This window comes from Mycolicibacterium sediminis, assembly GCF_010731735.1.
GTDB classification, from domain to species: Bacteria; Actinomycetota; Actinomycetes; order Mycobacteriales; family Mycobacteriaceae; genus Mycobacterium; species Mycobacterium sediminis.
Genome location: NZ_AP022588.1, coordinates 3,131,896 through 3,156,969 on the forward strand (window position 1 = coordinate 3,131,896; position 25,074 = coordinate 3,156,969).

General features: G+C 67.0%; 33 protein-coding genes. 17 read left to right on the forward strand and 16 right to left on the reverse strand.

The window, feature by feature from the left end:
* Positions 1 to 87: 87 nt before the first annotated feature.
* Positions 88 to 528, reverse strand: a complete 441-nt coding sequence (locus tag G6N64_RS14985; protein WP_246230657.1) for a hypothetical protein — start codon at positions 526 to 528, stop codon at positions 88 to 90.
* A gap of 278 nt (positions 529 to 806) precedes the next feature.
* Here G6N64_RS14985 and G6N64_RS14990 point away from each other — a divergent pair, with 278 nt between their 5' ends.
* Positions 807 to 1,025 (forward strand): hypothetical protein, encoded by a 219-nt coding sequence (locus G6N64_RS14990; protein WP_197748269.1) that lies wholly within the window; start codon positions 807 to 809, stop codon positions 1,023 to 1,025.
* Between the two features lie 37 nt (positions 1,026 to 1,062).
* Here G6N64_RS14990 and G6N64_RS14995 read toward each other — a convergent pair whose 3' ends face one another.
* From G6N64_RS14995 to G6N64_RS15020, 6 genes are all read right to left on the reverse strand, one after another.
* Positions 1,063 to 1,425 carry a hypothetical protein gene (locus G6N64_RS14995; RefSeq protein WP_163797772.1) on the reverse strand — a complete coding sequence of 121 codons (363 nt, stop codon included), beginning with the start codon at positions 1,423 to 1,425 and terminating at the stop codon, positions 1,063 to 1,065.
* Positions 1,426 to 1,827: 402 nt separating this feature from the next.
* Complete coding sequence (locus G6N64_RS15000; protein WP_163797773.1) at positions 1,828 to 2,574, reverse strand: SDR family NAD(P)-dependent oxidoreductase; 747 nt, start codon at positions 2,572 to 2,574, stop codon at positions 1,828 to 1,830.
* A 47-nt stretch (positions 2,575 to 2,621) separates the two neighbouring features.
* A complete protein-coding gene (locus tag G6N64_RS15005; protein ID WP_163801819.1) occupies positions 2,622 to 3,410 on the reverse strand; it encodes an amino acid ABC transporter ATP-binding protein in 789 nt (262 codons plus the stop codon).
* A gap of 82 nt (positions 3,411 to 3,492) precedes the next feature.
* Positions 3,493 to 4,206, reverse strand: coding sequence for an amino acid ABC transporter permease (locus G6N64_RS15010; RefSeq protein ID WP_163797774.1), 714 nt, complete (start codon positions 4,204 to 4,206; stop codon positions 3,493 to 3,495).
* Positions 4,206 to 5,219, reverse strand: coding sequence for an arginase family protein (locus tag G6N64_RS15015; protein WP_163797775.1), 1,014 nt, complete (start codon positions 5,217 to 5,219; stop codon positions 4,206 to 4,208). Before G6N64_RS15015 ends, G6N64_RS15010 begins: the two co-directional genes overlap by 1 nt.
* A 57-nt stretch (positions 5,220 to 5,276) precedes the next feature.
* Positions 5,277 to 6,107, reverse strand: a complete 831-nt coding sequence (locus tag G6N64_RS15020; RefSeq protein WP_163797776.1) for a substrate-binding periplasmic protein — start codon at positions 6,105 to 6,107, stop codon at positions 5,277 to 5,279.
* A 226-nt stretch (positions 6,108 to 6,333) separates the two neighbouring features.
* Here G6N64_RS15020 and G6N64_RS15025 point away from each other — a divergent pair, with 226 nt between their 5' ends.
* The 3 genes from G6N64_RS15025 to G6N64_RS15035 are packed head-to-tail and all read left to right on the forward strand — an operon-like array spanning position 6,334 to position 8,646.
* Positions 6,334 to 7,113 carry a LamB/YcsF family protein gene (locus G6N64_RS15025; protein ID WP_163797777.1) on the forward strand — a complete coding sequence of 260 codons (780 nt, stop codon included), beginning with the start codon at positions 6,334 to 6,336 and terminating at the stop codon, positions 7,111 to 7,113.
* Positions 7,100 to 7,774 (forward strand): 5-oxoprolinase subunit B family protein, encoded by a 675-nt coding sequence (locus G6N64_RS15030; RefSeq protein ID WP_163797778.1) that lies wholly within the window; start codon positions 7,100 to 7,102, stop codon positions 7,772 to 7,774. The genes G6N64_RS15025 and G6N64_RS15030 overlap by 14 nt, the downstream gene beginning before the upstream one ends.
* Positions 7,765 to 8,646 carry a 5-oxoprolinase subunit C family protein gene (locus G6N64_RS15035; RefSeq protein WP_163797779.1) on the forward strand — a complete coding sequence of 294 codons (882 nt, stop codon included), beginning with the start codon at positions 7,765 to 7,767 and terminating at the stop codon, positions 8,644 to 8,646. The genes G6N64_RS15030 and G6N64_RS15035 overlap by 10 nt, the downstream gene beginning before the upstream one ends.
* Positions 8,647 to 8,673: 27 nt before the next feature.
* Here G6N64_RS15035 and G6N64_RS15040 read toward each other — a convergent pair whose 3' ends face one another.
* Both G6N64_RS15040 and G6N64_RS15045 read right to left on the reverse strand, forming a co-directional pair.
* The gene (locus G6N64_RS15040; RefSeq protein WP_197748271.1) at positions 8,674 to 9,057 is read right to left on the reverse strand and encodes a RidA family protein; all 384 of its coding nucleotides are present in this window, start codon (positions 9,055 to 9,057) and stop codon (positions 8,674 to 8,676) included.
* Positions 9,044 to 10,012, reverse strand: coding sequence for a MurR/RpiR family transcriptional regulator (locus G6N64_RS15045; RefSeq protein ID WP_163797781.1), 969 nt, complete (start codon positions 10,010 to 10,012; stop codon positions 9,044 to 9,046). Before G6N64_RS15045 ends, G6N64_RS15040 begins: the two co-directional genes overlap by 14 nt.
* Here G6N64_RS15045 and G6N64_RS15050 point away from each other — a divergent pair.
* From G6N64_RS15050 to G6N64_RS15080, 7 genes are all read left to right on the forward strand, one after another.
* Positions 10,011 to 10,832: a glutamate racemase gene (locus G6N64_RS15050; protein ID WP_163797782.1), complete on the forward strand. Its 822-nt coding sequence runs from the start codon at positions 10,011 to 10,013 to the stop codon at positions 10,830 to 10,832. The two genes, G6N64_RS15045 and G6N64_RS15050, sit on opposite strands and share 2 nt — an antisense overlap.
* A 9-nt stretch (positions 10,833 to 10,841) precedes the next feature.
* On the forward strand, positions 10,842 to 12,062 hold the full coding sequence (locus G6N64_RS15055) for a pyridoxal phosphate-dependent aminotransferase (RefSeq protein WP_163797783.1): 1,221 nt from the start codon (positions 10,842 to 10,844) through the stop codon (positions 12,060 to 12,062).
* Between the two features lie 173 nt (positions 12,063 to 12,235).
* Positions 12,236 to 13,147, forward strand: coding sequence for an alpha/beta fold hydrolase (locus G6N64_RS15060; protein WP_163797784.1), 912 nt, complete (start codon positions 12,236 to 12,238; stop codon positions 13,145 to 13,147).
* Between the two features lie 76 nt (positions 13,148 to 13,223).
* Positions 13,224 to 13,436, forward strand: a complete 213-nt coding sequence (locus tag G6N64_RS15065; protein ID WP_246230658.1) for a hypothetical protein — start codon at positions 13,224 to 13,226, stop codon at positions 13,434 to 13,436.
* A gap of 174 nt (positions 13,437 to 13,610) precedes the next feature.
* On the forward strand, positions 13,611 to 13,985 hold the full coding sequence (locus tag G6N64_RS15070; protein ID WP_163797786.1) for a heme-binding protein: 375 nt from the start codon (positions 13,611 to 13,613) through the stop codon (positions 13,983 to 13,985).
* Positions 13,986 to 14,282, forward strand: coding sequence for a hypothetical protein (locus G6N64_RS15075; RefSeq protein WP_246230659.1), 297 nt, complete (start codon positions 13,986 to 13,988; stop codon positions 14,280 to 14,282).
* Between the two features lie 34 nt (positions 14,283 to 14,316).
* Entirely contained in the window at positions 14,317 to 14,574 is a 258-nt protein-coding gene (locus tag G6N64_RS15080) for a hypothetical protein (protein WP_163797787.1), read from the forward strand.
* 55 nt (positions 14,575 to 14,629) lie between these two features.
* Here G6N64_RS15080 and G6N64_RS15085 read toward each other — a convergent pair whose 3' ends face one another.
* Complete coding sequence (locus G6N64_RS15085) at positions 14,630 to 15,550, reverse strand: LysR substrate-binding domain-containing protein (protein ID WP_163797788.1); 921 nt, start codon at positions 15,548 to 15,550, stop codon at positions 14,630 to 14,632.
* A 73-nt stretch (positions 15,551 to 15,623) separates the two neighbouring features.
* Between G6N64_RS15085 and G6N64_RS15090 the strand changes: the two genes are divergently transcribed.
* The 3 genes from G6N64_RS15090 to G6N64_RS15100 all read left to right on the forward strand — a co-directional run bounded on the left by G6N64_RS15090 (position 15,624) and on the right by G6N64_RS15100 (position 18,494).
* Positions 15,624 to 16,310: a 3-oxoacid CoA-transferase subunit A gene (locus tag G6N64_RS15090; RefSeq protein ID WP_163797789.1), complete on the forward strand. Its 687-nt coding sequence runs from the start codon at positions 15,624 to 15,626 to the stop codon at positions 16,308 to 16,310.
* Positions 16,307 to 16,993: a 3-oxoacid CoA-transferase subunit B gene (locus G6N64_RS15095; RefSeq protein WP_163797790.1), complete on the forward strand. Its 687-nt coding sequence runs from the start codon at positions 16,307 to 16,309 to the stop codon at positions 16,991 to 16,993. The genes G6N64_RS15090 and G6N64_RS15095 overlap by 4 nt, the downstream gene beginning before the upstream one ends.
* Positions 16,994 to 17,093: 100 nt before the next feature.
* Positions 17,094 to 18,494, forward strand: coding sequence for a carboxylesterase/lipase family protein (locus tag G6N64_RS15100; RefSeq protein ID WP_197748272.1), 1,401 nt, complete (start codon positions 17,094 to 17,096; stop codon positions 18,492 to 18,494).
* Here the strand turns inward: G6N64_RS15100 and G6N64_RS15105 are convergent.
* The 4 genes from G6N64_RS15105 to G6N64_RS15120 form a co-directional block, all read right to left on the reverse strand.
* Positions 18,491 to 18,862: a hypothetical protein gene (locus tag G6N64_RS15105; RefSeq protein WP_163797792.1), complete on the reverse strand. Its 372-nt coding sequence runs from the start codon at positions 18,860 to 18,862 to the stop codon at positions 18,491 to 18,493. The two genes, G6N64_RS15100 and G6N64_RS15105, sit on opposite strands and share 4 nt — an antisense overlap.
* A gap of 135 nt (positions 18,863 to 18,997) precedes the next feature.
* The gene (locus tag G6N64_RS15110) at positions 18,998 to 19,861 is read right to left on the reverse strand and encodes a CE1 family esterase (protein ID WP_163797793.1); all 864 of its coding nucleotides are present in this window, start codon (positions 19,859 to 19,861) and stop codon (positions 18,998 to 19,000) included.
* Entirely contained in the window at positions 19,858 to 20,610 is a 753-nt protein-coding gene (locus G6N64_RS15115; protein ID WP_163797794.1) for an Rv2253/PknI dimerization domain-containing protein, read from the reverse strand. Before G6N64_RS15115 ends, G6N64_RS15110 begins: the two co-directional genes overlap by 4 nt.
* 59 nt (positions 20,611 to 20,669) lie before the next feature.
* Positions 20,670 to 21,437 carry a cutinase family protein gene (locus tag G6N64_RS15120; RefSeq protein WP_409370808.1) on the reverse strand — a complete coding sequence of 256 codons (768 nt, stop codon included), beginning with the start codon at positions 21,435 to 21,437 and terminating at the stop codon, positions 20,670 to 20,672.
* A gap of 178 nt (positions 21,438 to 21,615) precedes the next feature.
* On the opposite strand from G6N64_RS15120, the gene G6N64_RS15125 reads away from it, so the two are divergent.
* The 3 genes from G6N64_RS15125 (at position 21,616) to G6N64_RS15135 (ending at position 23,403) form a co-directional block, all read left to right on the forward strand.
* Positions 21,616 to 22,251: a dihydrofolate reductase family protein gene (locus G6N64_RS15125; RefSeq protein ID WP_163797795.1), complete on the forward strand. Its 636-nt coding sequence runs from the start codon at positions 21,616 to 21,618 to the stop codon at positions 22,249 to 22,251.
* 126 nt (positions 22,252 to 22,377) lie between these two features.
* Positions 22,378 to 23,037 (forward strand): GAF and ANTAR domain-containing protein, encoded by a 660-nt coding sequence (locus G6N64_RS15130; protein ID WP_246230660.1) that lies wholly within the window; start codon positions 22,378 to 22,380, stop codon positions 23,035 to 23,037.
* A gap of 3 nt (positions 23,038 to 23,040) precedes the next feature.
* A complete protein-coding gene (locus tag G6N64_RS15135) occupies positions 23,041 to 23,403 on the forward strand; it encodes a hypothetical protein (RefSeq protein ID WP_163797796.1) in 363 nt (120 codons plus the stop codon).
* Positions 23,404 to 23,415: 12 nt separating this feature from the next.
* Here G6N64_RS15135 and G6N64_RS15140 read toward each other — a convergent pair whose 3' ends face one another.
* Positions 23,416 to 24,192, reverse strand: a complete 777-nt coding sequence (locus G6N64_RS15140; protein ID WP_163797797.1) for an SDR family NAD(P)-dependent oxidoreductase — start codon at positions 24,190 to 24,192, stop codon at positions 23,416 to 23,418.
* Between the two features lie 20 nt (positions 24,193 to 24,212).
* Positions 24,213 to 25,043 carry a sugar phosphate isomerase/epimerase family protein gene (locus G6N64_RS15145; RefSeq protein WP_163797798.1) on the reverse strand — a complete coding sequence of 277 codons (831 nt, stop codon included), beginning with the start codon at positions 25,041 to 25,043 and terminating at the stop codon, positions 24,213 to 24,215.
* Between the last annotated feature and the right edge of the window lie 31 nt (positions 25,044 to 25,074).

Genomic DNA, 25,074 nt, shown 5'->3' on the forward strand with positions numbered 1-25,074 from the left:
AAACTCCTGTCTCCCTCGAGCATGCGGGCGGGTGTCCGCGGACAGCGGGTCGACACCGAATGCCCTGTGGTTCCTTCGCGTCGAAAACTACGTGGCGGTGCCGGCCTGGGACACCGCGTTGGTGTCTGCCTGTGTGGCGCGACGCGTCGGAAGGAGCAAGAGTGCCGACACCACGAGGATGGCGCTCAAGGTAATGGCGTTGAGGATCTGATCCCGCGGCTCGTACATGTGCAGCATCCGCATGTGAAAGATCCAGTGCAGCAGATTGAACACCGTCCAGGCGGCCCCGACAACGCGCACCAGTGTTGTGTTCGCGACCCAGATGAACGCCGCGATCGACAGCGTGACCAATCCCATGAACATGGCGCCGGTGTCAGTGGCGAAGTGCTCGTTGAACGGTCCCAACTGCGGTAGCCAGCTCAATCCCATGCCGGGGAAGGTGTCGTACCAATGACGGGGAAAGAAGTAGGCCCAGACACCGGTCACGAGACCGAAGAGCGACAGGACAACCAGCAGGATGCGTTGCACGGAGGGTTTCATACCTCGTATGACGTCGTAGGCGCTACGAACGTGAGGTCGGATCTCGGCAACGCCCCGGGTGGCCGGTCGACCCATGTCGTCAGAAACCGCCGTATGTTGCCGCCAGCCGTCTCAGATTGCGTCCGGACTCATGCCCGCGCAGGCTGCTTGAGGTGCCGTTCGGCCGGGTAAGTCCCTGACTCATGGAGCGTCAGGAGTTGTGTGCGCGCTACAGGCAACTGGTTCGACACGACTTGCCACGGCTTGGCCAGGCCGGCCGATGGGTGGTGACCAAGGATCACTGCTTCGGTCGGATTCTGCTCGACCACGCCGTCGGGAGCTGCTGGTACGAGGTGCTCGATCGGCGTCGCTCGCCGGCATTCGACCAACTCGACGACGAACGGCTTGCCGCTGCGGTTGCGCTCGCCGAGCGCATCGTGCGGGAAGGTGACCCGCTGCTGCGGCGCCTCAATACGCAGAGCCTGGCGTGGCGGGGCAAGCTGTGACCATCACGATTCTCGGCGACGTCTCGTCACGAGAGGATCAGGGAAATGGCGGGGTGACGACGCCATCGCCCATCGACGGCTGAAGGCCCACGCCTGACGTGTTCTGCAGCGTTCCCTGCGCGAGTGAACATTCCACCGACCAGGCGCCGGCCTGTGAACACATCGACTCCTGCGACGCTATCGACGAGGGGGACGGCGTGTACTTGCAGAGACCCTCGAGCCTGGCCGCGCCGAGGAACACCTCGGTCCCGGCCACGGGCTCGCTGCCGCTCTTCCGAAGCGCGCACGTGAGGTAGCCAAGTGTCAGCGCCTCCTGTTCCTGCCCGTTGCTGATGACGCCCGCTCGGTACAGGGTGTCCAGGTACGCGCCTTCGACGTCTCCCGGAGCGGGGCCGGCCATGGCCGACGGCGCAGTGAGCAGTCCGAGAGCGACGGTAGCAATGCCGGCCGCGGCTAGTGCACCAGCAGTTCGTGCCGTGACGGCATGGAATAGAGCGACGGTTTGCGCCATGGTGACTGCCCCCCAGTCGAGCCGCACGCCCACCCGTTTCCAGGCGATCGTCAGCAGGTTCTTAGCTTTGCCGGAACCCTAGCAAGGGTCAGTTCTGCCTGCAATGCCGGCGTTTTGCTCAGCCAATAGATGATTGCTATTGAAACCATCGACAACGGAGCGGCAGAATCGGCGGTCCCTACTTCAGCAGGGTGTGCGCAGCGATGGACTGCGCTCGCCACCCAGTTCACCGTCGTTGAGGACGTGCTGCACTCGCCGTCACCCGCGAACGCGGGACTCGGCGGCCAGGAGTCACGTCCGCAGGTAGGACGCTCCGTTGAGATCGACGACGGCACCCGAACACCATTCCGCGTCTGCCGACGCGAGATAGACCACGGCCGAGGCAATTTCGCGCGCAGTGCCCACCCGACCAAAGGGACTCTGTGCCCGAAGTCCCTCGCCCCTCGAGCCTGCCAGTGTCGTCTCCTGCCGCTCCGTCGCCACGAAGCCGGGAGCCACCGAGGTCACCGCGATCCCGTACGGAGCCAGGGCGATCGCCATCGATTGGCCGAACGCATGAACGGCTGCCTTGCTCGCCCCGTACGCGGGATGGGCGGGTTCACCGACGAATGCGCCGCGCGAACCGACGTTGACGATCCGTCCTCCGGCCTGCTGGTCGATCATCTGCCGGGCCGCCGCCCACGTCACGTTGGCCGTACCGAGCAGATTGACGTCGACGAAGCTACGCCAGCTGTCGATCCAGTCCGTGTAGTCCGCTGTCGCCACGTCGTGAACGGTCTCCGGTGTGGGTGCGATACCGGCATTGTTCACCACGACGTCGAGCGAACCGATCAGTTCGATGGCATCCGTCACGACCGCGCGTGCCTGTTCTGCATCACCCATGTCGCCGCGGACGATGACGTGACCGGTCCCCGGCAGGCCTGCGACGACGCGTTGCGCGCCTTCGGCATTCGACGAATAGTGTACCGCAACTCGGTCGCCGATCTCGGCGAATGCCTGGGCGATTGCCGCCCCGATTCCCGTCGATGCGCCGGTCACCAGGACTGATCGGCGACGCTCCTCGCGTCCGGCCGGTGATTCGTCCCTCACATGTCATCCGGGTGCAGCACGGCGTGCAGGAACTCGGCTGTCCGCTTTTCCTTGGGATGCGTGAATATCTGCTCCGGCGGGCCCGATTCGATGATGCTGCCCCTGTCCATGACGACTATTCGGTCGGCCACCTTTTGAGCGAACCGCATCTCGTGGGTCACGATGATCATCGTCATGCCCTGAACGGCGAGGTCGCGCATCACCTTGAGCACTTCGCCCACGAGTTCGGGGTCGAGGGCCGAGGTGGCTTCGTCGAAGAGCATCGCCTTGGGTCGCATGGCCAACGCTCTGGCGATCGCGACTCGCTGCTGCTGTCCTCCTGACAGTTGGTGCGGGTAGTTGTCGCAGCGCTCAGCGAGTCCCATCTGATCGAGTAGCTTGCGCGCCTGCGCTTCACACTCGTCTTCTGCGACCCCGTTGACCGACCGCGGCGCACACATCACGTTGCCCAGCGCCGTCAGGTGAGGAAACAGATTGAACCGTTGGAACACCATGCCGAGTTCGCGACGGGCATCTCGTATCCGTCGACGGTCCAGCTTCTCCCGCCGCCCATCGGTGGCACGCTGCAGACAGATGCCATCGACGATGATCTCTCCGTCGTCGATGGTCTCGAGGGCGTTCAACGTTCGAATGAGCGTCGTCTTCCCCGAGCCACTCGGTCCTATGACGGCCACGACTTCTCCGCGACCCACCTCGAGTGTCACGTCTCGGAGCACTTCGATGTCACCAAAGCTCTTCCGCAGGCCGCGAGCCGCGATCAGCGGAGTCTCATCGGTCGTGGTCATGACACTCCTGAGTTCATCGGGCACCGAATGCACAACGGGACCTCTTTCGTTCGGTGGGCTGGAGCGGGGTCCATTTCGGCTGTCAGGGCACGGGTTTGGCGGCCACGTGGTCACGTCGCGGACGGCGAGGACCCGAGGTCCGTGTGCTCAAGTCGAGTCTGCGCTCGAGGCGCAGCACCGCGCGGCTGGTGGGGTAGCTCAGGGCGAGGTAGAGCAGACCGATCACCAGATAGACCTGCATGTACTTGAAGGTCTCGGACCCGATCACCTGGCCGGTGAACAAAAGTTCGGACACGGATACCGTCGAGGCCAGTGCGCTGTCCTTGAATAGCGAAATCGCGTAGTTGCCCGTCGGCGGTATCGCGGAACGGAAGGCTTGGGGCAGGATGGTGTGACGCATCATCCCGACCCAGGTCATCGCAAGCGCCTCGGAGGCCTCCCACTGTCCCTTGTCCACCCCGAGGATCGCACCCCGAAAGACTTCGCTGAGGTATGCGCTGGTGTTGAGTCCCAACCCGATCACGGCTGCCACGACCGGAGACAGCCGGAGTCCGGCGGACGGGAGCGCGAAGTAGGCGAAGAACAGTTGCAGGATGAGCGGAGTTCCGCGCAGCACCTCCACGTAGATGGTCGCGGGGATGTAGACGAGCTTGCGGCGTGGCGACAGCCGTAACAAGGCGACGATCAACCCCAAGACCACCGCCAACACGAAGGCGCCGACGGTGATCTGCACCGTGAACACCAAGCCATGCATCAGGCGGGGCAGCCATGCGCCGAGTTCGTCGAGCGTAGGCATCAGCGCGATCCGTTGGCACTCTGAGTTGATTCAGCCGCGCGAACCCGGGCGCGGCGCTGTGCCACGTGCCCCATGAACTCGACCATCAACTGAGTCGTGAGGAATGCCGTCGACTTGTTCGCGCTGTCCATGAGGGGATTCAGCTCGACCATGTCGAGGCCACACACGTCGAACTCGTCCGCGATACCGCACATCCCGTCGCGGAGCTGGTCGTAAAGCAGTCCGGAGGGTTCCGGGGTACCGACCCCCGGGGCGAGCGTCATGTCGAGGACGTCGACGTCCACGCTGAGGTACACCGGTAGGTCGGGCTGCAGGGTGGGAAAGAGGCGGTCGTTTCCACCCGCCTGGTACTGCTTCGTCGTCAGCACGAAGTTGCCGTCGCGCACCGAGTCCAGGTAGTCCTCCTGCACTGAGCGGTAACTACGAATGCCCACCTGGGTCAGGCTGCGAACGGTGGCCAGCTCCTTGACCTTGCGGATGGGATTGCCGTGCGAGTGCTGCACCGAGTGAGAGTAGGGCTGGTAGTCGAGGTGCGCGTCGAAGTGCACCACCTGGAAGGGATGATCGAATGCTCGCGCGACCGAGAAGGTCGCGGCGTGGTCGCCACCGCCGATCAACGGCAGCGCCCCACCGGCGATGATCTGACGGACCGCTTCAGTTCCCTTGTCCCAGGTCAGATCTGGACGGGTGTAGATGACGTCGACGTCGCCGCAATCGACGATTCGCTTCTGCTCCATCTCCTCTTGCAGGTAGCGCTTGCCCTCGTCGATGTCCCAGAAGCCGGCGGTGGCGCCGGTGTTGCACGAGGCGAACCGCAGCGACATCTCGCGGATGCTCCGAGGCCCGAATCGGGAGCCCGGATACCAGCCAGTGCCCTCGTCACTCGGAAATCCCAGGAAGGCGAAGTCCGCGTCGAGATTGGCCAGATCCGTGACGATCGGTGACCGCAGGAAGACCGGAATGCCGGTGAAGGCGAGGTCGAGCCGATCTGGTTGCGTGCGGTTCGAGTCCATGGGCGCTCCTTCATTGGTGGTGGGGAGAGTGGCACTGCCGAACGACGGCCGATCGATCTACTTCGGGAGGAACTGGTCGATGGGCTTCAGTCCCCAATGGTCGAAGATCTTGGCGACGGTGCCGTCGGCGAGCATTGCCTCGTAGATGGGATTGAACGTCGAGGCAAAGGTCTTGTCCGCCTTGTTGGTGGCCAGGGCGTTTTGGCTCTTGTCCACCGTCGGCGACACGTAGTCGGGCGCAAGCTGGACTCCGAGCCCGGGGTTCTGTACCAACGCGTATGCCGCGAGGGACGCGTCGATGAGGGCACCGTCCACCCGGCCGGCCGTGATGTCCTGCATCACTTCGAAGATCGTCGAGTAGACCTTGACGTCGATGGCCTCCCCATTCGGGCAGCGCGCGCTGGCAGCCTTCAGATCCTCCACCCACGTCGTCCCCTTGTAGGTCGCCCCGACGCGTCCGCACAGGTCGGCGACGCTCTCGATCTTGTCGGGGTTGCCCTCGCGCACGACCAGTCCATCGGGGTTCACGAAGATGGTTCGGGTGAAACTGACCTGCTTCGCGCGCTCCTCGGTGGCGAAGATCGCGTCGCCTATGAGGTCGATCCGACTGCTGCTCACGGACGGGATGAGGCTGTCGAAGGGCATGGCCGTCGACTTGATGGTGGCATCGATGTCGGCGCGTTTGAGGAACTCTCGCAGAATGTCGGGAACGATTCCCACGGCTTCGCCCGAGTCGGAGACCGTCGACCAGGGCGCGTCGTTGGACGTGCCGATCGTCACCTGCTTGTTGGCCTTGATGTTGGCAATCAGGTCCTCTGGTGATCCACTGCTGGACGAGGAACACGCCGAGGTGGCGACGAGTCCGGCCACGGCCAGGGATGCGGACAACAGACGACCTACTCGGGGGTGTGCCTTCACGGCTGACTTCCTCTCTTCGGGACAATCGTGGCCAGGATGCACCTGGCGATCGACGAGGTCACGGCGACGGGACCGGAAGGTCTTGCAACATGATCTTGCAGCAAGATGCCATATGATGCAAGACTTGACGCGGAGTGCATGGACGTTCGGTCCGTGGAATCCAACACTCAATCGATGAGGATCGGAGGCAGTCACGATGACCACTCGCGTGATCTCGCTCAACACGGACATTGGGGAGGGCTTCGGTGCGTGGCAAATCGCCGACGATGCAGCCCTTTTGGGCATCGTGACCGACGCGAACCTCGCGTGTGGGTTCCACGCCTCGGACCCGGACATCATGCGCAGGACGTGCGAGGTCGCCGCCACTCGAAACATCACCGTGGGCGCCCAGGTGGGATTCGACGATCTCCGTGGCTTCGGCCGTCGCTTCATCGAAGTGGATCCCGCGACCATCACCAACGACGTCCTGTACCAACTGGGGGCCTTGAGCGCATTCACCGCCGTCGCGGGTCGGAAGACCGGGTATCTCAAGATTCACGGAGCGCTCTACCACGCCGCCGTGGCACGCCCCGAGTATGCAGATGCCGTCGTCGCCGCGATGACTCTCTACGACGCGACGATGCCTCTGATGTGTCAGCCTGGGACTTCGCTGTTCGACGCCGCCACGGCGGCCGGCTTGAGGACCATCGCCGAAGGCTACATCGACCGTGCCTATACGGCAGAGGGACTGCTCGTGCCACGGTCGATCGCCGGCTCGGTGATCACCGATCTCGACGAATGCGTGTCGCGAGCCTTGCAATTGGCCATGGAGAACCGCATCACGACGTTCGATGGGACGACCATCGAGGTCGCCGCTGACTCGCTGTGCATTCACTCGGATTCGCCGGGGGCGCCACGGCTGGCCCACGCCGTTCGCGAAGCATTGGAAGGTGCAGGGGTGGTCGTGGCTGCACTGGGCACGCGTGACAGCGCCTGATCGTAGGGACGGACCAGCACCGGCGCATCCCGCAACTGACAGGTTCCGGGTACGTCCCGTAGGTAGCGGTGCCATCCTGGTCGAGGTTGATCCGCCCGATGCGGTTCGGTCCCTTGCCAGTTGGGTGAACGGTCACCGGCTGCGACGGAGCCTTCGTGAAGTGATCCCCGCCGCGGAGACGCTATTCCTCTCGGGTGAACCATCGATCCTGCGTGCCATCGGATCCGAACTCCTCGCCCTCGGGACGATCGAGCCCTCCCCGGAGAGGGCAGGAGGCAGACGCGTCACTGTCGACGTCCGTTACGACGGCGCCGATCTGCGCGAAGTCGCCGGACGGCTTGGGCTCTCTCCCGACGATGTCGTCGACATGCACAGCAGCGCAGATCACGTCGTCGAGTTCTTCGGATTCGCTCCCGGACAAGCCTTCTTCGGAAGGCTTCCCGAGAGCCTGCAACTGCCCCGTCGAGCAACTCCGAGGACACTCGTGCCGTCAGGAGCGTTGGCGATCGCCAACGGCTTCACGGTGATCTATCCGGATCATTCACCGGGAGGATGGAATCTCATCGGCACGCGCCTTTCCGAGCCTCTCTGGGACATCCGAAAGACTCCACCCAACCAGCTGGAAGTGGGGGACGTGGTCCGCTTCAGGCCATGCCGATGATCGAAATCGTGCGCCCCGGCATGCAGGCGACCATCCAGGACCTCGGGCGTTGGGGGTTCGGGCATCTCGGCGTGCCGGAGGCTGGCGCGACGGACCCGAAGAGCTTGCGGCTGAGCAACCGGCTGGTGGGCAATCCCGAAGGTGCCGCGGCCATCGAGTTCCTGTTGGGCGGCCTCGCCGTCAGGTTCCACTGCCAGAGGGCGTTCGCAATCAGCGGAGCCCCGGTGGACCTGCGCATCAATGGACGCCCGGCCGAAGCCGGCCAATGGCAGCTTGCCAGGGATGGTGACCTCGTGGTGGCTGGTCGCGTTGGTCACGGACTGCGGAGCTATCTGGCCATTGCGGGCGGCATCGACGTGGCACCGGTACTCGGGAGTCGCTCGACCGACACGCTTTCCGGACTAGGGCCCGATGCGCTCGAACTCGGCGATCGCCTCGATCTGGGGTCGCCCGGTCCCCAGGCACCCGCAGTCGACGTGGTGATGTCCACGATCTCGAGGCCACCGGTCGAACTGCGCGTCGACTTTCACTGGGGGCCTCGTGACGACAGATTCACCAGCGCTGCTCGGCGAGCTCTGGTGGGGAGCACGTTCATGATCAGCCCCGAAGTGGACCGCATCGCAGCACGACTCGACGGACCCGCGTTGGAGTTCTCAGATCGCTCGGAACTCGCCACCGAGGGACTAGCACTCGGCTCGATTCAGGTGCCACCGTCCGGCCGTCCGATCATCCACCTTGCGAATCACCCTCCGACGGGAGGCTACGCGGTCATAGGCGTGGTGACGTCCGATGACGTGGCCACGCTGTCCCAGTGCCCGCCCGGCACACGGATCCGGTTTCGGCCGCTCGCGAGGACGGGCTCGCCGTTCTGACCTCGTTGCGAATTCTGGTGCCGCGCCCTATTCGGGAATGGCGCAGACGGCGCTGATTTCGATGTCGAAGCCGGGTAGATCCGACTGGACGATGGCGCGAGCGGGATAGGGGACGGTGACGAAATCGCGCCACAGGTCGTCGAATTCCGTCCGGTCCTCGGGATCGCGCAGGTACACCGTGACGCTCACCGCATGCTGCAGCGACGTGCCGGCGGCCACGGCGACGGCCTCGGTGTTCTGAAGGGCTTGTCGTGCCTGGACCTCGAACGAACTGTCGTTCAGGCGCGCGCCATCCGAGGTGCGTGGCGTCTGACCGGCGAGCCACACCAGTCCTTGGTGCCGGATGGCTTGACTGTACGAGCCGGCCGGCGGAGGCGCATCGCTGGTACGAATGGGTTCACGGGCGGTCACGTGCCGGGCTCCGTTTCTGTTGGAAGTGGTCGGTGATGCGCTCCTCGAATCCCGGTTCGGCATCGGTCCGCAGTTCGACCATTCTGACGACCAGCGCGTTCAATAGTGCCGTCGCGGCCACCGTCGAGTTGAAGAACGTCACGCTGTCGTGCCGGACGGTGAGCGTGTGCAGTTGCCGGGCGATGGGCAACGGCGCCAAGGCACTGTCGGTGACCACGACCGTCTGAGCGCCGACGTCGACCGCCCGCTCGATGGTGTCGATGGTTCGGTCGTCGTACACCGGAAAGGTGAAGGCGAGCAACGCATCGTCGGGTTCGATGAGAGCGACGTCGTCTGGCTGGGTGCCTCCGACGCCGTCGATGAGGCGGACGGAGCGGTGGACCTGTCGCATGTGGAACTCGGCGAGGAACGCGAGGCTGAACGATGTCCTGAATCCGCAGACGTGGATTCGCTGCGCCTTGACGAGCGCGTCCGCCGCCCCGGCGAGTCGCCCGAGATCGAGCGCGGCGATCGTTTGTTGCAGCGAGTTCAGGTCGACGCGGAGCGAGTCGGCGGCCTTGCCGGCGATCTGCCCCCGCGCGACGGGTTGTTCCTCCTCGGCGCGCGACTCCCACGCACGGCGGATGGCCGCCTGCATGTCGGGAAACCCGCGGTAGCCCATCTTCACCGCGAATCTGACGACCGTGGACTCGCTGACTTCCAGTTCCTCGGCGATGCGAAGCGCGGCGAGTGTGCCGGCCTTCTGAGAATTCGTCAGGCAGTATCGGGCCACCTTCTGCTGACTGACGCTGAGCTGGTTCTTCTTTCGCCGTATCCGTTCCGGAAGCGATTCGTCCTCGGGCATCCGACCATCCTCCATCCAGCGGTCCGGCACACGTGGCCCATTCGCGTCACGGCGCGACCGTCCGTCAGCCACTTGCATCATATCATCGCAAGATGCAAGATCTTGGATCATGACGGTGACCGGACTCGACCCCCGTCGTGCGCCCATCGTAGGGGTGTTCGACGCGGGCATCGGCGGATTGCCGCTTGCCGCCGCCATCAAGCGCACGCGGCCCGACGTCGGCGTCGTCTATCTCGCCGACTCCGCCCGACGGCCGTACGGTCCACAACCGCAGCGAGTAATTCGGCGGCACATGGAGGAGGTCAGCGAATTCTTCGACGAAGCGGGCGTCGATCTGTGGGCAGTGGCGTGCAACACCGCGAGCGTTGCGGTGCAGGACATCCCCGTCGGACGCGCACTGCGCATCGACATGGTCCAGGCCGTGCGTCGCGCCGCGATGAGCATTGGCCGGTCGCGAATCGGGTTGCTGGCGACGGCAAGCACCGTTGCGAGTGGTGTCCTGGTCGATGCGCTGCCGGAGTTCGACGTGACACAGGTGGCCACCGAGGATCTGCTGCGACTGGCCGAGGTCGGTTCGAATGACCGCGCCACCATTCAGAGACTGACTCGCGCGGCCATCGGTGTACTTCGCGAGAATGGCTGTGACTCAGCGGTCCTCGCGTGTACGGACTTCACGGCCATACTTCCCATGATGTCCGAGGTCTCAGCGTCGATGACTCTGGTCGATCCCCTCGATGCGGCGCTGGACCTGGTGCTGGAAGCGATCGCCGACTTCGGTGCGCGCCCGCACACCGACGCCAATGGCGCAGTGGATCGCCTCTGTCTGACCGGACCCCATCCCGTCGACGTGCCCGAGTACGCGCGCGATCGACTTGGTCTCGCCCTGCCACCACCCGAGATCGTCACCCTGCCCCAACCATCACCACACTAGGAGAATCGCGTGAGTGCACCAGAATTCACGGCCACGAGCCGTGTCCAGCGGCTACAGCTTCCCGAGCGGGCCGCGACGCACGACCGAGCCTTGCGCGAGCTGGAGCGTGAGCTTGAGTCCACCGCCGCGGGCGAGCCGTTCCTGGACATCACGTACGCAGACACACATCGGTTCCCACCGCCGGAGTGGGCACTTCCGGCCTTCACGAAGGCGGCGGCCGGCTCGGGCATGACGTACACCCCCTACCGCGGCGACCCCGACGTCCTCACCCAGGTGGCCGAGAACGTCTCGGGGCTACTCGGAGTGCGGGTCGACCCCCGTCGGGAGTTGATGGTCACCCCCGGCACCCAGGCCGGCCTCTACACCGCCATGGCGTCGCTCATCGAGCCGGGCGATCGCGTGGTGGTTCCCGATCCGGACTATCTGACGAGTGCTCGGTCGGTTCGCTACTTCGGTGGAGAAGTCGACGCCATACCCATGCGCTGGGAGGACGGTGACGCCGCGCTCGACCTAGAGGCGCTCGAGGCAGCCCTGGCCAAGAAGCCGAAGCTCGTCATGTTCTCTCACCCGAACAACCCCACGGGCGCGGTCTTCAGCAAGACGCATGTCGAGCAGATCGCTGCATTGCTCCGCGACAGTGACACCTTCGCGATCGTCGACGAGCTGTACTGCCGACTGGTGTACGACGGACGCACGTTCGCCCATCTGGCAGCGGAACCCGGGATGGAGGGTCGTGTTCTGACGACTCTCGGGCCGAGTAAGACCGAGAGCCTGAGCGGCTATCGGATCGGTGCGGCGGTCGGTCCCGCGGAAATCCTCAACAGCATGGAAGACGTCATGGGCATTGCCGCCCTTCGGTGCCCGGCCTACGCCCAGCACCTGCTTCCGCATTGGATTCGCGACGATCAGGCCTACGTCGACGAGCGCATCGGCGAGTACCAGTCACTTCGTGACGTGTCGGTGGCGGCGCTGAACGCTCTACCCGGCGTCAGCGTCACCCCGAGTGGCGGCTCGGCCTACCTCTACGTGAACACCGAGGGGATCAACGCCTCCGATCAGGAGATCGCACTGGCGCTGAAGAGTCGCGCGGGTCTCGTCGTCAACCCGGGCTACCAGTTCGGCGCGATCGGTGCGAACCACTTCCGTATCTGCTTCGCCCAAGACGAATCCGCGTGGAACGACGCCCTCGAACGGATGCAGGGCGTCCTCGCCTCGTTTGCGGTCCGCTGACACGAGGGAGCGTTCTGAATTCACCGCCGTTCACCGGCGAGGACGTCCGACCTTTTCTCGCGCCCGTGGAGATGGCACCGGTCGGTTCCGCGCGGTAGCTCGTCGTTTGTTCGCCCGACGACCGGGTACCGCGTCGTCGGAGGTCGCAGATGCTTCGAGGGTGCGCCACACGGGTGATCACCGCGCTGGTCACCGTCGTCGTCCTTGCGGGATCCGCGCGGACCGATGATTCCGCCGACGACGAATGCGGTTCGCTGCCATCGGGATTCTCGGCCAAGAAGGTCGATGTCGGTGACGCCGTCATGCACGCCGTGGTCGGCGGTGACGGACCCGCGGTGGTGCTGCTGCACGGCTTCCCCGAGACCTGGTACACGTGGCGTGGCGTCATGGCGGCGCTCGGTGAGACCCACCGCGTCATCGTGCCCGACCTGCTCGGTGTCGGGTGCTCGTCGCTCGCCTCGCGCTACGACGCCGACACCATGGCGAGGGCCGTGCACGACGTCATCCGGTCCGAAGGCGTCGACCGGGTCGCGGTGGTCGGACACGACACCGGCGGGTGGGTCGCCTACTCCTATGCCCGCCAATTTCGAGACGGCATCAGCCATCTCGTCTTGTCGGGCACTGCGATCCCCGGCTTCGGCCTCGAAGACCTGCTCGACTTCCGCACGCCCGGCCAGGGATTACCGCATCTGGCGTTCTTCCAGGTGCCCGACGTGCCCGAGATGCTGATCGCCGGGCGCGAACGGGAGTACTTCGGCGACTTCGTCACCAGTGACGCCATGCACCGGTCCGGCGTGATCGACGTCTACGCCCGGTCCTATGCCCGCCCCGGCCGGCTCACCGCCGCGCTCGGCCAGTATCGCGCCATCTACGACGACGCGACCGCCAACCGGCGAGGCGCCGCACCGACTCTCGACGTGCCGACGATGGCGCTGTCGGGCCCCGAGGGAGTGGCCCTCAGCGCCGACGGACTGCGCCGCGTCGCGCGGGACGTCACCGAAGTAGCCATTCCCGGCGCCGGCCACTACGTCCAAGAGGATGCGCCGGCCGAGGTGGCCGCCGCGCTGGCACGATTCATCCCTTGAGCCGGCCGTGACGGGGCCTCTCTCCTACGTGTTTGACCCCGCGAAATCTCGGGCAAACCGCGATATGCGAAGCACGATGATCCGTTCCACACTCGTCGCCGTCCCCGTCCTCGCCGTGTCCCTGCTCAGTGCGGGAACCGGGTCGGCGCAGCCCCTCAACTGCGTGAACGGCCAGTTCTGGGATCCCATCACCAACACCTGCCAGACGCCGCGCCCGGCGGATGACTGCGCGCCCGGTCAGTACTGGAACGCGCTGTCCAACGTGTGCCGACCGCTGGGGGAGTTGTAACCGCTCGCTAGCTGCTGCAGCCCGAGTCGAACCACCGGCGCGGGTTGGCCGGGCGTTCCTGGCGCGCCTCGCGAACTTCGACAGCGCAATATTGCCACTCGCGACAATAAGTGTTCGGCGTGTGGTTGGCTGGTGGAGTCGATGGTCGGGTCGACCCTCGAGTCAGGAGTCCACATGCGGCCATCGGGACGTCATCTTCGCGGGGTAGGGCTCGGGGTCATCGGCGTCAGCGCAATGTTCTTCGGCGGGATCTGCACGGCCGCGGCCGAGCCCGCGCCTGCCGTACCGCCGCCGAACTGCACGGCAGGCGACCTGGCGGTGGCGTCGGGGACAGTCGGGTCGGCCATGGGGGACTACCTGTTCAGCCACCCGGACGTCAACGACTTCTTCACCAGCCTTCGGGGGCAGCCGAACGAGGAGGTCCACGAACGTGTTTCGACGTATATGGATGCCCACCCGCAGGTGCAGACGGACATCAACGGCATCCGCCAGCCGCTGACCGACCTGCGGGCCCGGTGTGACCTCGCCGCCGGACCGCTGGGGTCGTAGATGACGCACTGGACGCGGTCGTGGACCGTGGCGGCAGCGAGCACCTTGGCGATCGCAGCCATCCCTGGCGTCATCCTCATCGTCCAGCCGACGGGTACTGCCGATGCAGACGTGTGCGTCGGCGCAGGGCGGCGCGTGCAGGTGAGCGGGTGCGCGAACATCGCCGACGCGGTCGCGCCCTACGTGCCACCGCCCGCCTATTACGCTCCGATGCCCTATGACCCACCGCCCCCGCCGAATGTGACTGGCTGCGTCAGCTACAACGGCAGGTGGGTCAACGCCAGCGGCTGCAACTAGCGACAACCTCGTACGCTCGACGAAGGAGTGGTGCATGAAGACATTGGCTGCAGTAGTGCTGATCGCGTCGGGAATGGCGGTGGCACCAGCGGTGTCCGCTCCCGTGGCTGCGGCTGACGTCTGCGCTGCCGCAGGCGGGCGCCACGTCTCGGTCGGTGGCTGTACCAACGTGGCAGGCGACGCCGCGGCCGTGGCCATCGCCTCACAGGACACTCCCTACGTTCCCAATGAGGTGCCCTGCTACACGGTGCAGGGCACTCCCTACTACACCCCTCCTGGCGAGCCCTGCTGACGACGGGGACGGGCGGTCTTCAGCCATCCTGCTCGGCCACCGTCCCTCGACCGGTCTATGCATTCGACGGCGGCGAGGCCCCGTCGACGTTCCCCCGGACCACGCGGCGCACCACGGCCAGCGCCCGCTCGACCACCGGAGACGCACCGTCCGCCAGACGTGCGACGACGAGGTCGATGCCGAGCGATGCCGGCTCGAGTGGGCGGTAGGTGACTCCGGCGACGTCGAGTTCGGCGGTCGGCGCGGGGACCACGGCGAGGCCGAGACCGGCCGCCACCAAGGTGACCAACGTGGAGGTCTCCGACGCCTCGTGTCGGATTCGTGGCGCGAAGCCGGCGTCGGCACAGATGGCGTAGAGCAATCCGCCCATGACCGAGCGCCCATGTCCCGCATGGCCGACCATGTCCTCGCCGCGAAGATCGGCGATGTCCAAGGTTGCCCGGCGCGCCAATGCATGTTCGGCCGGAAGCGCGACGATCAACCGGTCCCGTCGCAACGTCTCCCACCGGATGGCGGCATCGTCGACCGGTGGCCGGAGGAGGGCGAGGTCCACGTCGCCCGCACGAACGGCGTCGAGCTGGGCCGGGGCGAGCATCTCGCCGCGGATGTCGACCTCGACACGAGGCATCTCGTCGCGCAGCGCCCGCACCAGGCGAGGTAACACGGAGTACGTCGCCGATCCCACGCACCCGATGGTCAGGTGTCCTTCGACACCGGTACCGATGCGCCGCGCCTGATGCCCGGCATCGTCGACGGCGTCGAGAATGGCGATGGCCCGTGCCAGGTACGCATCCCCGGCGGCGGTCAGCTCGACCCGGCGGGTACTCCTGGTCAGCAGGCTCACGTCGAGTTCACGTTCCAGCTGGCGGATCTGTTGTGACAGTGGCGGTTGCGCGATGTGCAACCGCTCGGCGGCCCGACCGAAGTGCAACTCCTCGGCGACCGCGCGGAAGTAGCGAAGATGGCGTAGTTCCACCATTGGAACCTACAACATCTCAATCGCATCGATCCGTGTATTTCACAATGAACAATCGTCGATCTACGGTGGGGTGATGCGCACCGTCGTCTACTCCGATGCCTCCGAGGCCGTCGCCGGCATCGTGGACGGTGCCACCGTCCTGGTTGGTGGGTTCGGCATGGCGGGGATGCCGACCACGCTGATGGACGCCCTGATCGACCAGGGTGCGTCGAACCTGACGATCGTGAGCAACAACGCCGGCAACGGCGACACCGGCCTGGCCGCGCTACTGGCCGCAGGCCGGGTCGCCAAGGTCGTCTGTTCCTTTCCGCGGCAAGCGGATTCCTACGTCTTCGACCGCCTGTACCGATCGGGGCAGGTCGACCTCGAGGTGGTCCCGCAGGGCAACCTCGCCGAGCGGATGCGCGCGGCCGGCGCGGGGATCGGTGCGTTCTTCTGCCCGACCGCCGTCGGCACCCCATTGGCCGAGGGCAAGGAGACCCGAACCATCGACGGCAGGCAGTACGTCTTGGAGTACCCGATCCGCGGCGACGTCGCCCTGATCGGCGCCCACGTCGCCGACCGTGCGGGAAACCTGCTGTACCGCAAGACCGCACGCAACTTCGGGCCGGTGATGGCGACCGCCGCCGCCCTGACCATCGTGGAGGTGTCCAGAGTGGTGGACACGGGGGAGATCGACCCCGAGACCGTCGTCACCCCCGGCATCTTCGTCGACCGCGTGCTCGACCTGTCCGACTCCGAGAAGGTGGCCCCGTGAGCGACGTCTCCGCATCCGCGACGATCGAGCACCTCGACCGCGGCACCCTCGACAAGCGCGAGATCGCCGCCACCATCGCCCGCGACATCCCGGCGGGGTCCTACGTCAACCTCGGCATCGGGCAGCCGACCACCGTCGCCGATCACCTCGACCCGGCCGCCGGGGTGGTCCTGCATACCGAGAACGGGATGCTCGGCATGGGTGGCGCGGCGGTGGGCGACCAGATCGACCCGGACCTGACCAACGCCGGCAAGATTCCGGTCACCGAAACCCCCGGAGCATCCTACTTTCACCACGCCGACTCGTTCGCGATGATGCGCGGCGGGCACCTCGACGTCTGCGTCCTCGGTGCGTTTCAGGTCAGCCGGTACGGCGATCTCGCGAACTGGCACACCGGGGAAGCCGACGCGATCCCCGCCGTGGGCGGGGCCATGGACCTGGCCATCGGCGCCAAGCGCGTGTTCGTGATGATGAGCCTGTTCACCAAGGGCGGGACCGCCAAGCTCGTGCCGGAGTGCACCTACCCGCTGACCGGTCTGCGGTGCGTGACCCGGGTGTACACCGAATACGCGACCTTCGACATCGACGAAGACGGCGTGCGGGTGCGCGACACGTTCGGCATCAGCGTCGCGGAACTGTCCGAGCGGGTGGCCGTGGACCTGATGGGACCGCGACGGTCCTGAGCCGGATCGATCCCGCCGGCGCGATGTCGGCCACCTACCATCGCCATGACGGGACACTCTGCGGTGGGAAGGGGCGTCGACAGACGTGCGGAAGACTTGGGTGGCACTCGGGGGACTTGCTGGAGCCGCACTGATCGCGGCGGCGCTGCTGGTGCCCTCGACCCCTGCCGAGTCAGGGCCCGTCGTCGACGTGGAGACCGGGGCGCTGAGCGGCAGCGTCGACGACGGCGTCGAGAGCTGGAAGGGCATCCCGTTCGCAGCCGCTCCGGTCGGCGACCTCCGGTGGCGTGCACCACAACCGGCGGCGCGATGGGAGGGAACGCGGGATGCCCGCGACTACGGCAACGACTGCATGCAGCGGCCGGCGCCCAGCGATGCCGCGCCGCCCGGGACCGAACCGTCCGAGGACTGCCTCTACCTCAACGTCTGGCGGCCGGCCGGCGACACGGCCCGACCACGGCCGGTCGTCGTCTGGATCTACGGCGGCGGCTTCGTCAACGGCGGGTCCTCGCCGCCCACCTACACCGGTGCCGAGCTGGCCCGCCAGGGCGTGGTGGTCGCAAGCTTCAACTACCGGCTGGGACGCTTCGGGACCTTCGCGCACCCGCAGTTGACGAAGGAAGACGCCGATGGCGGACGGCTCGGCAACTACGGGATCATGGACCAGATCGCCGGACTCGAATGGGTCAAGCGGAACATCGCCGCCTTCGGAGGCGACCCGAACGACGTCACCGTCATGGGGGAGAGCGCGGGCGGCATGTCGATCAACATGCTGCTGACGTCACCGCTCGCGCAGGGGTTGATGCAGCGGGCGATCATCATGTCCGGTGGCGACGGCACCCAGCTGGAGCCGACGACCATCGGCGACGCGGAGCGGCTGGGACTGAACTTCGCGGAGACGCAGGGCATTTCGTCGCAGGATCCGGAGGCGCTGACGAAGCTTCGAGACGTGAGCGCAGAACGGATCCGCGGGGACCTCAGCATGGAACGCCTCTTCGACGAATCGCCGCGGGACTTCGCCAGCCCGTTCGTCGACGGGACCGTCATCGTCGACCAGCGCGCCGCCTACCGGGCGGGAGCCTTCACCCGGGTGCCCGTGATGATCGGCGCGACCAAAGACGACCTCGGCGGTCGGGACGGCTTCATGATCGCGGGAGCCCGCGACGTCGCCACCGTCCTCGCGCGGCAGGGCGTCCCGGTTTACTCCTACCGCTTCTCCTACGTTCCGGGATCGGTCGATCCGGAGGACGGCGCCCTGCACGCCACCGACATCCCGTTCTTCCTGAACACCGAGCGGATCCGCTACGGCGACGGCACGACGGCGAGCGACGAGGAGGTCGGGCGAACGGCCAGCGCCTACGTCGTCAACTTCGCCCGTACCGGCGACCCGAACGGGCCCGAGTTGCCGAAATGGCCCCGCTTCGACCCGGCCGCCGACGAGATCCTCGACTTCACGACCGGCGGTGACGCGGTCGCCGGCAAGGATCCGTGGGGGCCCTAGAAGCAGTCGGTGGTGAAGCCGGACGTCGCGATGAGCATGCCGTAGCCGGCCGTCGCCAGGGCGGTCACCACCGCGCACGACACCCACCGACGCGGGCCGAGGCGGTGCCGCCGCGCCACGAGTGACACGAGCACCGCAACGCCGAGCACGATCATCACGCCGCCGCCCCACTGAGAAACCAGCTGCGCCGTGCGGAATTCGGCATCGCGGGACGACCAGTCGTCGGCGTATACGCGATCGCACGAGTCCCCACCACCACGTGTCAGCGAGCGACTTCCCAGGAAGATGGCCGGCCACAGCAGTGGAGTCGCGGCGACGTACAGCCACGCCGGCAGGTCCGGGGGCATCGTGCGACGCGGTGTGGCCATCTCCGTGACCGTACCGACCGGACGCGGCGTCGCCTCACTTCTCCGAGTCGTAGCCGCTGGCCGTCCGTCTGAGGAGTAGCGGCATGCTTCCCGGTGTGGGGGAGGCGGATCTGGTCGAGGACGCGAACTGTAGGGCTAGTGCCGGTCGTTCGGGACCGCGCTCGCCGCGTCTGCCTCGACGTCGCGGACGAAGGCGAAATGCGCACCCGACGCGTCGAAGTCGGTGGCGACCCCGAATGCCGCGATGTGATCCTGGTCGGAGGTTCCCGGCCACGAGTGTTCGGCTCCCTTCACCGCCAGGAGGCGGACGGCGGGGTTGTCGAGCGCGTCGACGTACGTGGAGTCGACGACGTGATCGGTGTTGCTCGTCGTGCTCGCATCGGGACACCCCGCCGCGAGGGCCCAGCGGCGGACCGCCGACGGCACCGACTCGGACCATCGGGTGTCGGTGCCGCCACCGAACGAGTTGACCGTGTCCGCCAGCCCGTGAATCGCGAGAATGCGTGGCAGCGGACCGGCGTGCGGTTCGACGAAGCGAACACCTGCGACGAAGCACGCCGACGCGAATCGCCCCGTCGCTGCGGCAATGACGTGCGCTGCCAACCGTGCACCGCCGGAGTAGCCGCGCAGGTGCAGGCGGGTCGGGTCGGCCCCGTGGTGATCGATCAGGTCACTGACGATCGCATCGATGAACGCCACGTCGTCGGGGCCTCGGCGAGCGCTCGATTCGCCGGGCAGGGGACTCCCGGGGACGTTCCAGGCGAAACCCTCTGGGCGACCGTCGATCAACTGAAACGGAATGCTGGCCTGAGGCAGCACGACGACGGCGCCGGCCATCGCCCAGGACGATGCCGCGGTGACGCCCGCGTGTTCCTCGGCGCTGCTCCCACTGCCGTGGAGATCGATGATCACCGGCAGGTGGCCGACCGTCGAGCCGGGTGGGCGGATGACGAGGTAGCGGCGGAGTTCACCGTGCACCCGGATTTCGTGAGTCCTCAACTCCCGGAACTCATTCGGGTCGCGACGAGGGGCGTGCGCGCGGTCGTGCCCTCGTCGCCGCACTCGTCGGAATCCACCCGCGTCGTCAGTGTGCCGACGAAGGTGCCGTCGTCCCGGGGTTGGAAACTGAGGCGCTGGCTGTTCCACGCCCGCCCGATGACCGCACCGGTACTCGGGTCGGTGCACTCCTCTTGCCAGCGCGACGCCGCCATGTCGTTCCACGCGTCCCCGACGAGTCGCATCACCACCGGGTTGCCGTTCTCGAGTGGCACGCGTCGATCGTCGAGCGGGGTACCGGTCGCGATGCACTCGGTCTTGGTGCAGGTCGAGGAGAACGCGTACCAGTAGTCGGGCGCCACCTCGTCGAACTTCCACTGCACCTTGCCCGCGGAGCCACCGTCACCGTCGGAGAACGTCGTGTTCTTCCAGTCGTGGAAGACGCGGTACGTCCCGTCGAACACCGACACCGAGGGCGCGGCTGCCTGCGGAGGAGTCGGCGACGTCTGTGTCCCTTCGGCGCCGGATCCGGTGAGGCTGCGGTACCCGACCACCGCCGCGACGACGACCACCAGCAGGCTCGACGCCACCGCGGCCACGACGATCGTGCGCGGGCTCAATCGTCGGCGCCGGGCGACGTCCGGGTCGACGGCGGCGTCATCGGAGCGGTCCAACCCCCAAGCCCGCAGGGAGCGGGTCTCGACCACGCCGGCCGACCGCGTGGGGTCGTCCGGCCCGATCTCGTCCGCCATGGCGCGAGCCTACCCAGGCTCCGGGCGGTCGAGGCCGAACTCCTCGAGGTCCGAGACGATCAGACGGGTGCTGCGGCAGACGGTGCCGACAACAGTGCGTTGGCGGCGAAGTCGGCCGCCTGATCGGTCGCACCGTTGTCCTTGTACGCGCTGTGTGCGGCGCGGTTGAGGCCGCCGGGGTAGCAGACCGGGTCGCCGGGATTGCACAGCTGCAGGGTCTTGGCGGTGTAGGCGTTGCCGATCGCGATGGGGGGTGCGCTGTGGTCGACGAGGTTGAGGAACCACGGGTCCGGCGTTCCGAACAGCACGACCGCCGCCACGTGGTTGGCGATCTCGGGCGGCATCGGCCCGGTGAGGCCGGCGGGCAGGGTCACACCGGCGGGAACGCTGTCGGAGGTGGTGAACGCGGCCACCGCCGCACCCTGTGAGTAGCCACCGAGGACGATCTTGGTGTTCGGGCAGCTGGCGGCGGTCGCCTGAATCTGGTTCGAGGCGTCGGCGACGCCGTCGATGGCGTCCCCGAAGTCCAGGGACGCGGGGTAGTTGACGCCGTAGACGTCGACCGACTTGCCTCCGAGCCGCGAGGTGAGCGCGTCGACGAACGCCTGACCCGTGAGCCCCACGCCCGGTGCCTCGAAGGTACCGCGGGCGAACACGACCTCGACGTCGGAGCAGGCCGCGCCGGGGACTGCCGTCGCGTCGGGCGCGGCGGAGGCGAGCCCCATGGCCTGCGGTCCCATCAGCGCCGCCGCGGAGAGTGCGGCTGCGGCAAGCGGGCGGAGCATCCGCGAACGCGTCCTGGTGGGCGAAGAAGCGGTGTTCGTCATGATGGTTCCTTTCGAGGGGCTCAATCGGCTGCACCAAGAGTCCCGTGAACGGCCTGCCCGAACATCGACGCTGGCGTCACTCCCCACTACCAGCTAGCCGTAAGCCGACCCACAGCCCGCGATGAGTTCGTGGGTGCCCGCCGGTCCACCCATCGACAGACGACACGAGGAGTACGGCATGGGATTCATCGACATCGAGATGTTCGCGACGCTCGACCTCGTCGCGCAGGCCCCCGGTGGGCCGGACGAGGACCCGGACGGATTCGCGTTCGGTGGCTGGCAGGCGCCCCTGGTCGACGACGTCGCCGGTGCCCAGATCGGCGCGTCGTACGAGGGCACCGACGCGCTGCTGCTCGGCCGACGGACCTACGACATCTTCGCCGCCTACTGGCCCCACCAGGAGGGCGGCGACGACGACGCGATCGCGACGCTCTTCAACGGAATTCCGAAGTACGTGGCGTCGCGCTCACGGCCGGAACTCACCTGGGCGGGGTCCACGCTGCTGGGTGCGGATCTCGCTCGCGAGGTCCGAGACCTTCGCGACCGCCACCAGCAGGTGAAGGTCGTCGGGAGCCTGAACTTCGTGCAGACCCTGCTGCGCGAGAGGCTCTTCGACCGTCTTCACCTGTGGCTGCACCCGATCGTGCTGGGCTCGGGCAAGAAGGTCTTCGACGGCGGCGCGGTACCGACCAACGTCGCGCTCCTCGAACCGCCGGCCGTCAGCCCGAAGGGCGTGGTCCATCTGCGGTACGGCCTGGCCGACGGCATACCGGGGACGGGGGACATGGGCGCACCCGACCGCGGCGTCGAGTGATCGAGTCGCCGCATCCCGCAGGCCTGCCAGAAGGGGCATACTGAGGTACTGCCCGTACGAAAACCCTCCCAACTGTGGCAGAGGGAAGTAGACGTCATGGCAACCCGAGAACAACACGATGCTGCGATGCGAGCCGCGATGCACGACGTGGCGGACTCGCTCGTCGGTCAGCCGGACCTCGACGCCACGCTGGCGGCCGTGACCGCGGCGGCGGTCGACCTCATCGACGGCATCGACTTCGCGGACATCCTGATCATCACCGGCGACGACTTCCAGTCGTTGAATCCCACGGTGCCCGTGCTCGCCGAGTTGGATCAGCTGCAGAAGCAGTTCGGCGAGGGCCCGTGTCTGGACGCCGCCGCGGGGGACTCGATCGTGCGGTGCGCCGATCTCTCCGGCGACGACCGGTGGCCGCGGTTCGCCAAGGGCGCGGTCGGGCACGGCATCAACAGCATGCTGTCCTATCAGCTGTACACCCACGACAACGGCGCGGGCGCGCTCAACCTCTTCGGCCGGGACACCCACACCTTCGACGACAATTCGGAGTCGATCGGTGCCATGTTGGCGACCCAGGCGGCCATGGCGATCATCGCCGGCGAGCGGGAGACGCAATTCCAGTCCGCGCTGGCCGGCCGTGACCTGATCGGCCAGGCCAAGGGAATCATCATGGAACGGTTCAAGATCGACGCCGTCAGCGCGTTCGAGATGCTGCGGAAGCTGTCGCAGGACGGCAACGAGAAGCTGTCCCGCATCGCGGCGCGCGTCGTCGACACCACGGTCGAGTGAACCGTGCCCACTGACGCGAACGCCGACGCGGGCCGCCGTGCCCTGGAACTGCAGACGCGCAATGCCGAACTCGCCGCCGGCGAGACGGTCACCGAGCAGGACGTGCAGCGCGCGCGGGAACACGCACAGTCGTCCAGGACTCGCGCCGCGCGGGCCCACGACCAAGCGGCCGTGGGCCACGAACAAGCCGCATCGACGCATCGTGACGCTGCCCTGGTACACGATCAGGCCGCCGACGACGGTGTCGGCGACCTGGTGGCGCACCGCGCCGCGGCCGACAGGCATCGGGCCGCCGCGGACGACGACGAGTCGGAGGCCAGGCGCGCGCACTCGGAGGCCGTCGCCGAGGGGGCGGACGAGCAGTGACGAGGCGGCGCCTCAGTGCATGTGGCTGCCGCCGTTGATGTCCACGGTGGTGCCGGTCAGGTAGCTGGCGTCCTCGCTGGAGAGGAAGGTCATGACGGCTGCCACCTCCTCGGTGGTGGCGGTGCGTCCGACGGGGATGCCCGCGGCCAGGGCGGCCTCGGACTCATCGGTGGCCCCGACGCGGATGTTGGTGTCGACCGCGCCGGGCGTGACGGCGTTGACGGTGACGCCCGTGTCGGCGATCTCGCGGGCCAGTGCCTTGGTGAAACCGAGGATGGCGGCCTTCGCCGACGAGTAGGGCACCTTGCCGAACACGCCGCCTCCGCGTTGCGCGGACACCGACGACATGTTGACGATGCGCCCCCAGCCGTTGTCGATCATGTCCGGCAGGAACGCCTTGGTGACGAGGTAGGTGCCGGTGGCGTTGACGGCCATCACCTTGTTCCACAGGTCGAGGGTGGTCTCGAGAAACGGTACGGGGGAGGTGATTCCGGCGATGTTGGCCAATGCGCCGACCGGCGGCAGATTGCCCGACGCGACCTCGGCGGCGACGGCGGACTGTGCGGTGGTCACCGACTCCTCCGAGGTGACGTCGACTGCGTGACCGAAGGCGGGCACGGCGTACTGGTTGCCGATGTCGGAGGCGACCTTGGCGGACGCCTCGCCGTCGAGGTCGAGGATGACGACGGCCCAGCCCTCGCGCGCATATCGCTGCGCCAGGGTCATGCCGATGCCGCGATCGGAGGTGGCTCCGGTGATGACGGCGGTGCGCTGGGTGGTGGTGGACATGGTCGTGCTCCTTCGTGTCGTCAGATCAGGTGTGAGATGAGCCGGGCGGCGCGTGCCGTCGCGGCGGGTCGTTGGTCGTCGGTGACGTCGCGGGTCTCGAGTTCGAGGGAGAAGTGCCCGGCGTAGTCGGCGTGACGGAGCGTCTTGAGGCCATGGGCGAAGTCCACGTGGCCGTTGCCGACGGAGAGGTTGATGTTGCCCGGCACGGCGTCCCGGATGTGGACGTGGGCGATGTGCGGGCCGAGCTGGTCGACGAACTCGGCGGGATCGCCGCCGGACGCGACGACGTGGCTGAAGTCCATGACCTGGCGGACGGGGGTGTCGGTGAGGCGCAGGGACAGCCCTCGAGCGCGGTCGAGGTTCCAGGAGAGTCGATGGAAGTGCAGCGACTCCGTCCAGATCTCGATACCGGATTCGGCCGCGACGGCGGCAGCGGCGGCCAGTTCGGCGGCCACGAGGTCGAGGTCGGCGTCCAGCGTCGAGAGCGGTTCGTGGTCCAGTGCGCCGCAGGGCAGGACCACCGCCGGCGATCCCACTGCCACGGCGAGCGCGATCAGCGCGTCGAGATGCGTCCGGCGTGCGTCGCGCTCTGACTCCTCCAGCGGCCGGTTCAGGTCGCCCACGTCGGCGTTGATCGAGCGCACCGCCAGGCCGGAGGCGCGGACGGTGGCCGACACGGCGGCGACTGCGTCGTCGTCGAGGACGTAGGGCACGTGGTCGCAGACACCGGGCAGGGCGCCGAGGTCGATCTCGGTGAACCCCAGGTCGCCGATGGTGCGGAGGGCCTCGGAGAGGGCCAGATGCCGAAAGCTGATCGTCGAGCAACCCAGTCGGCTGTCGTAGTGCGGCATCAGCGATCTCCTCGGGCGGTGTGTGATGCAG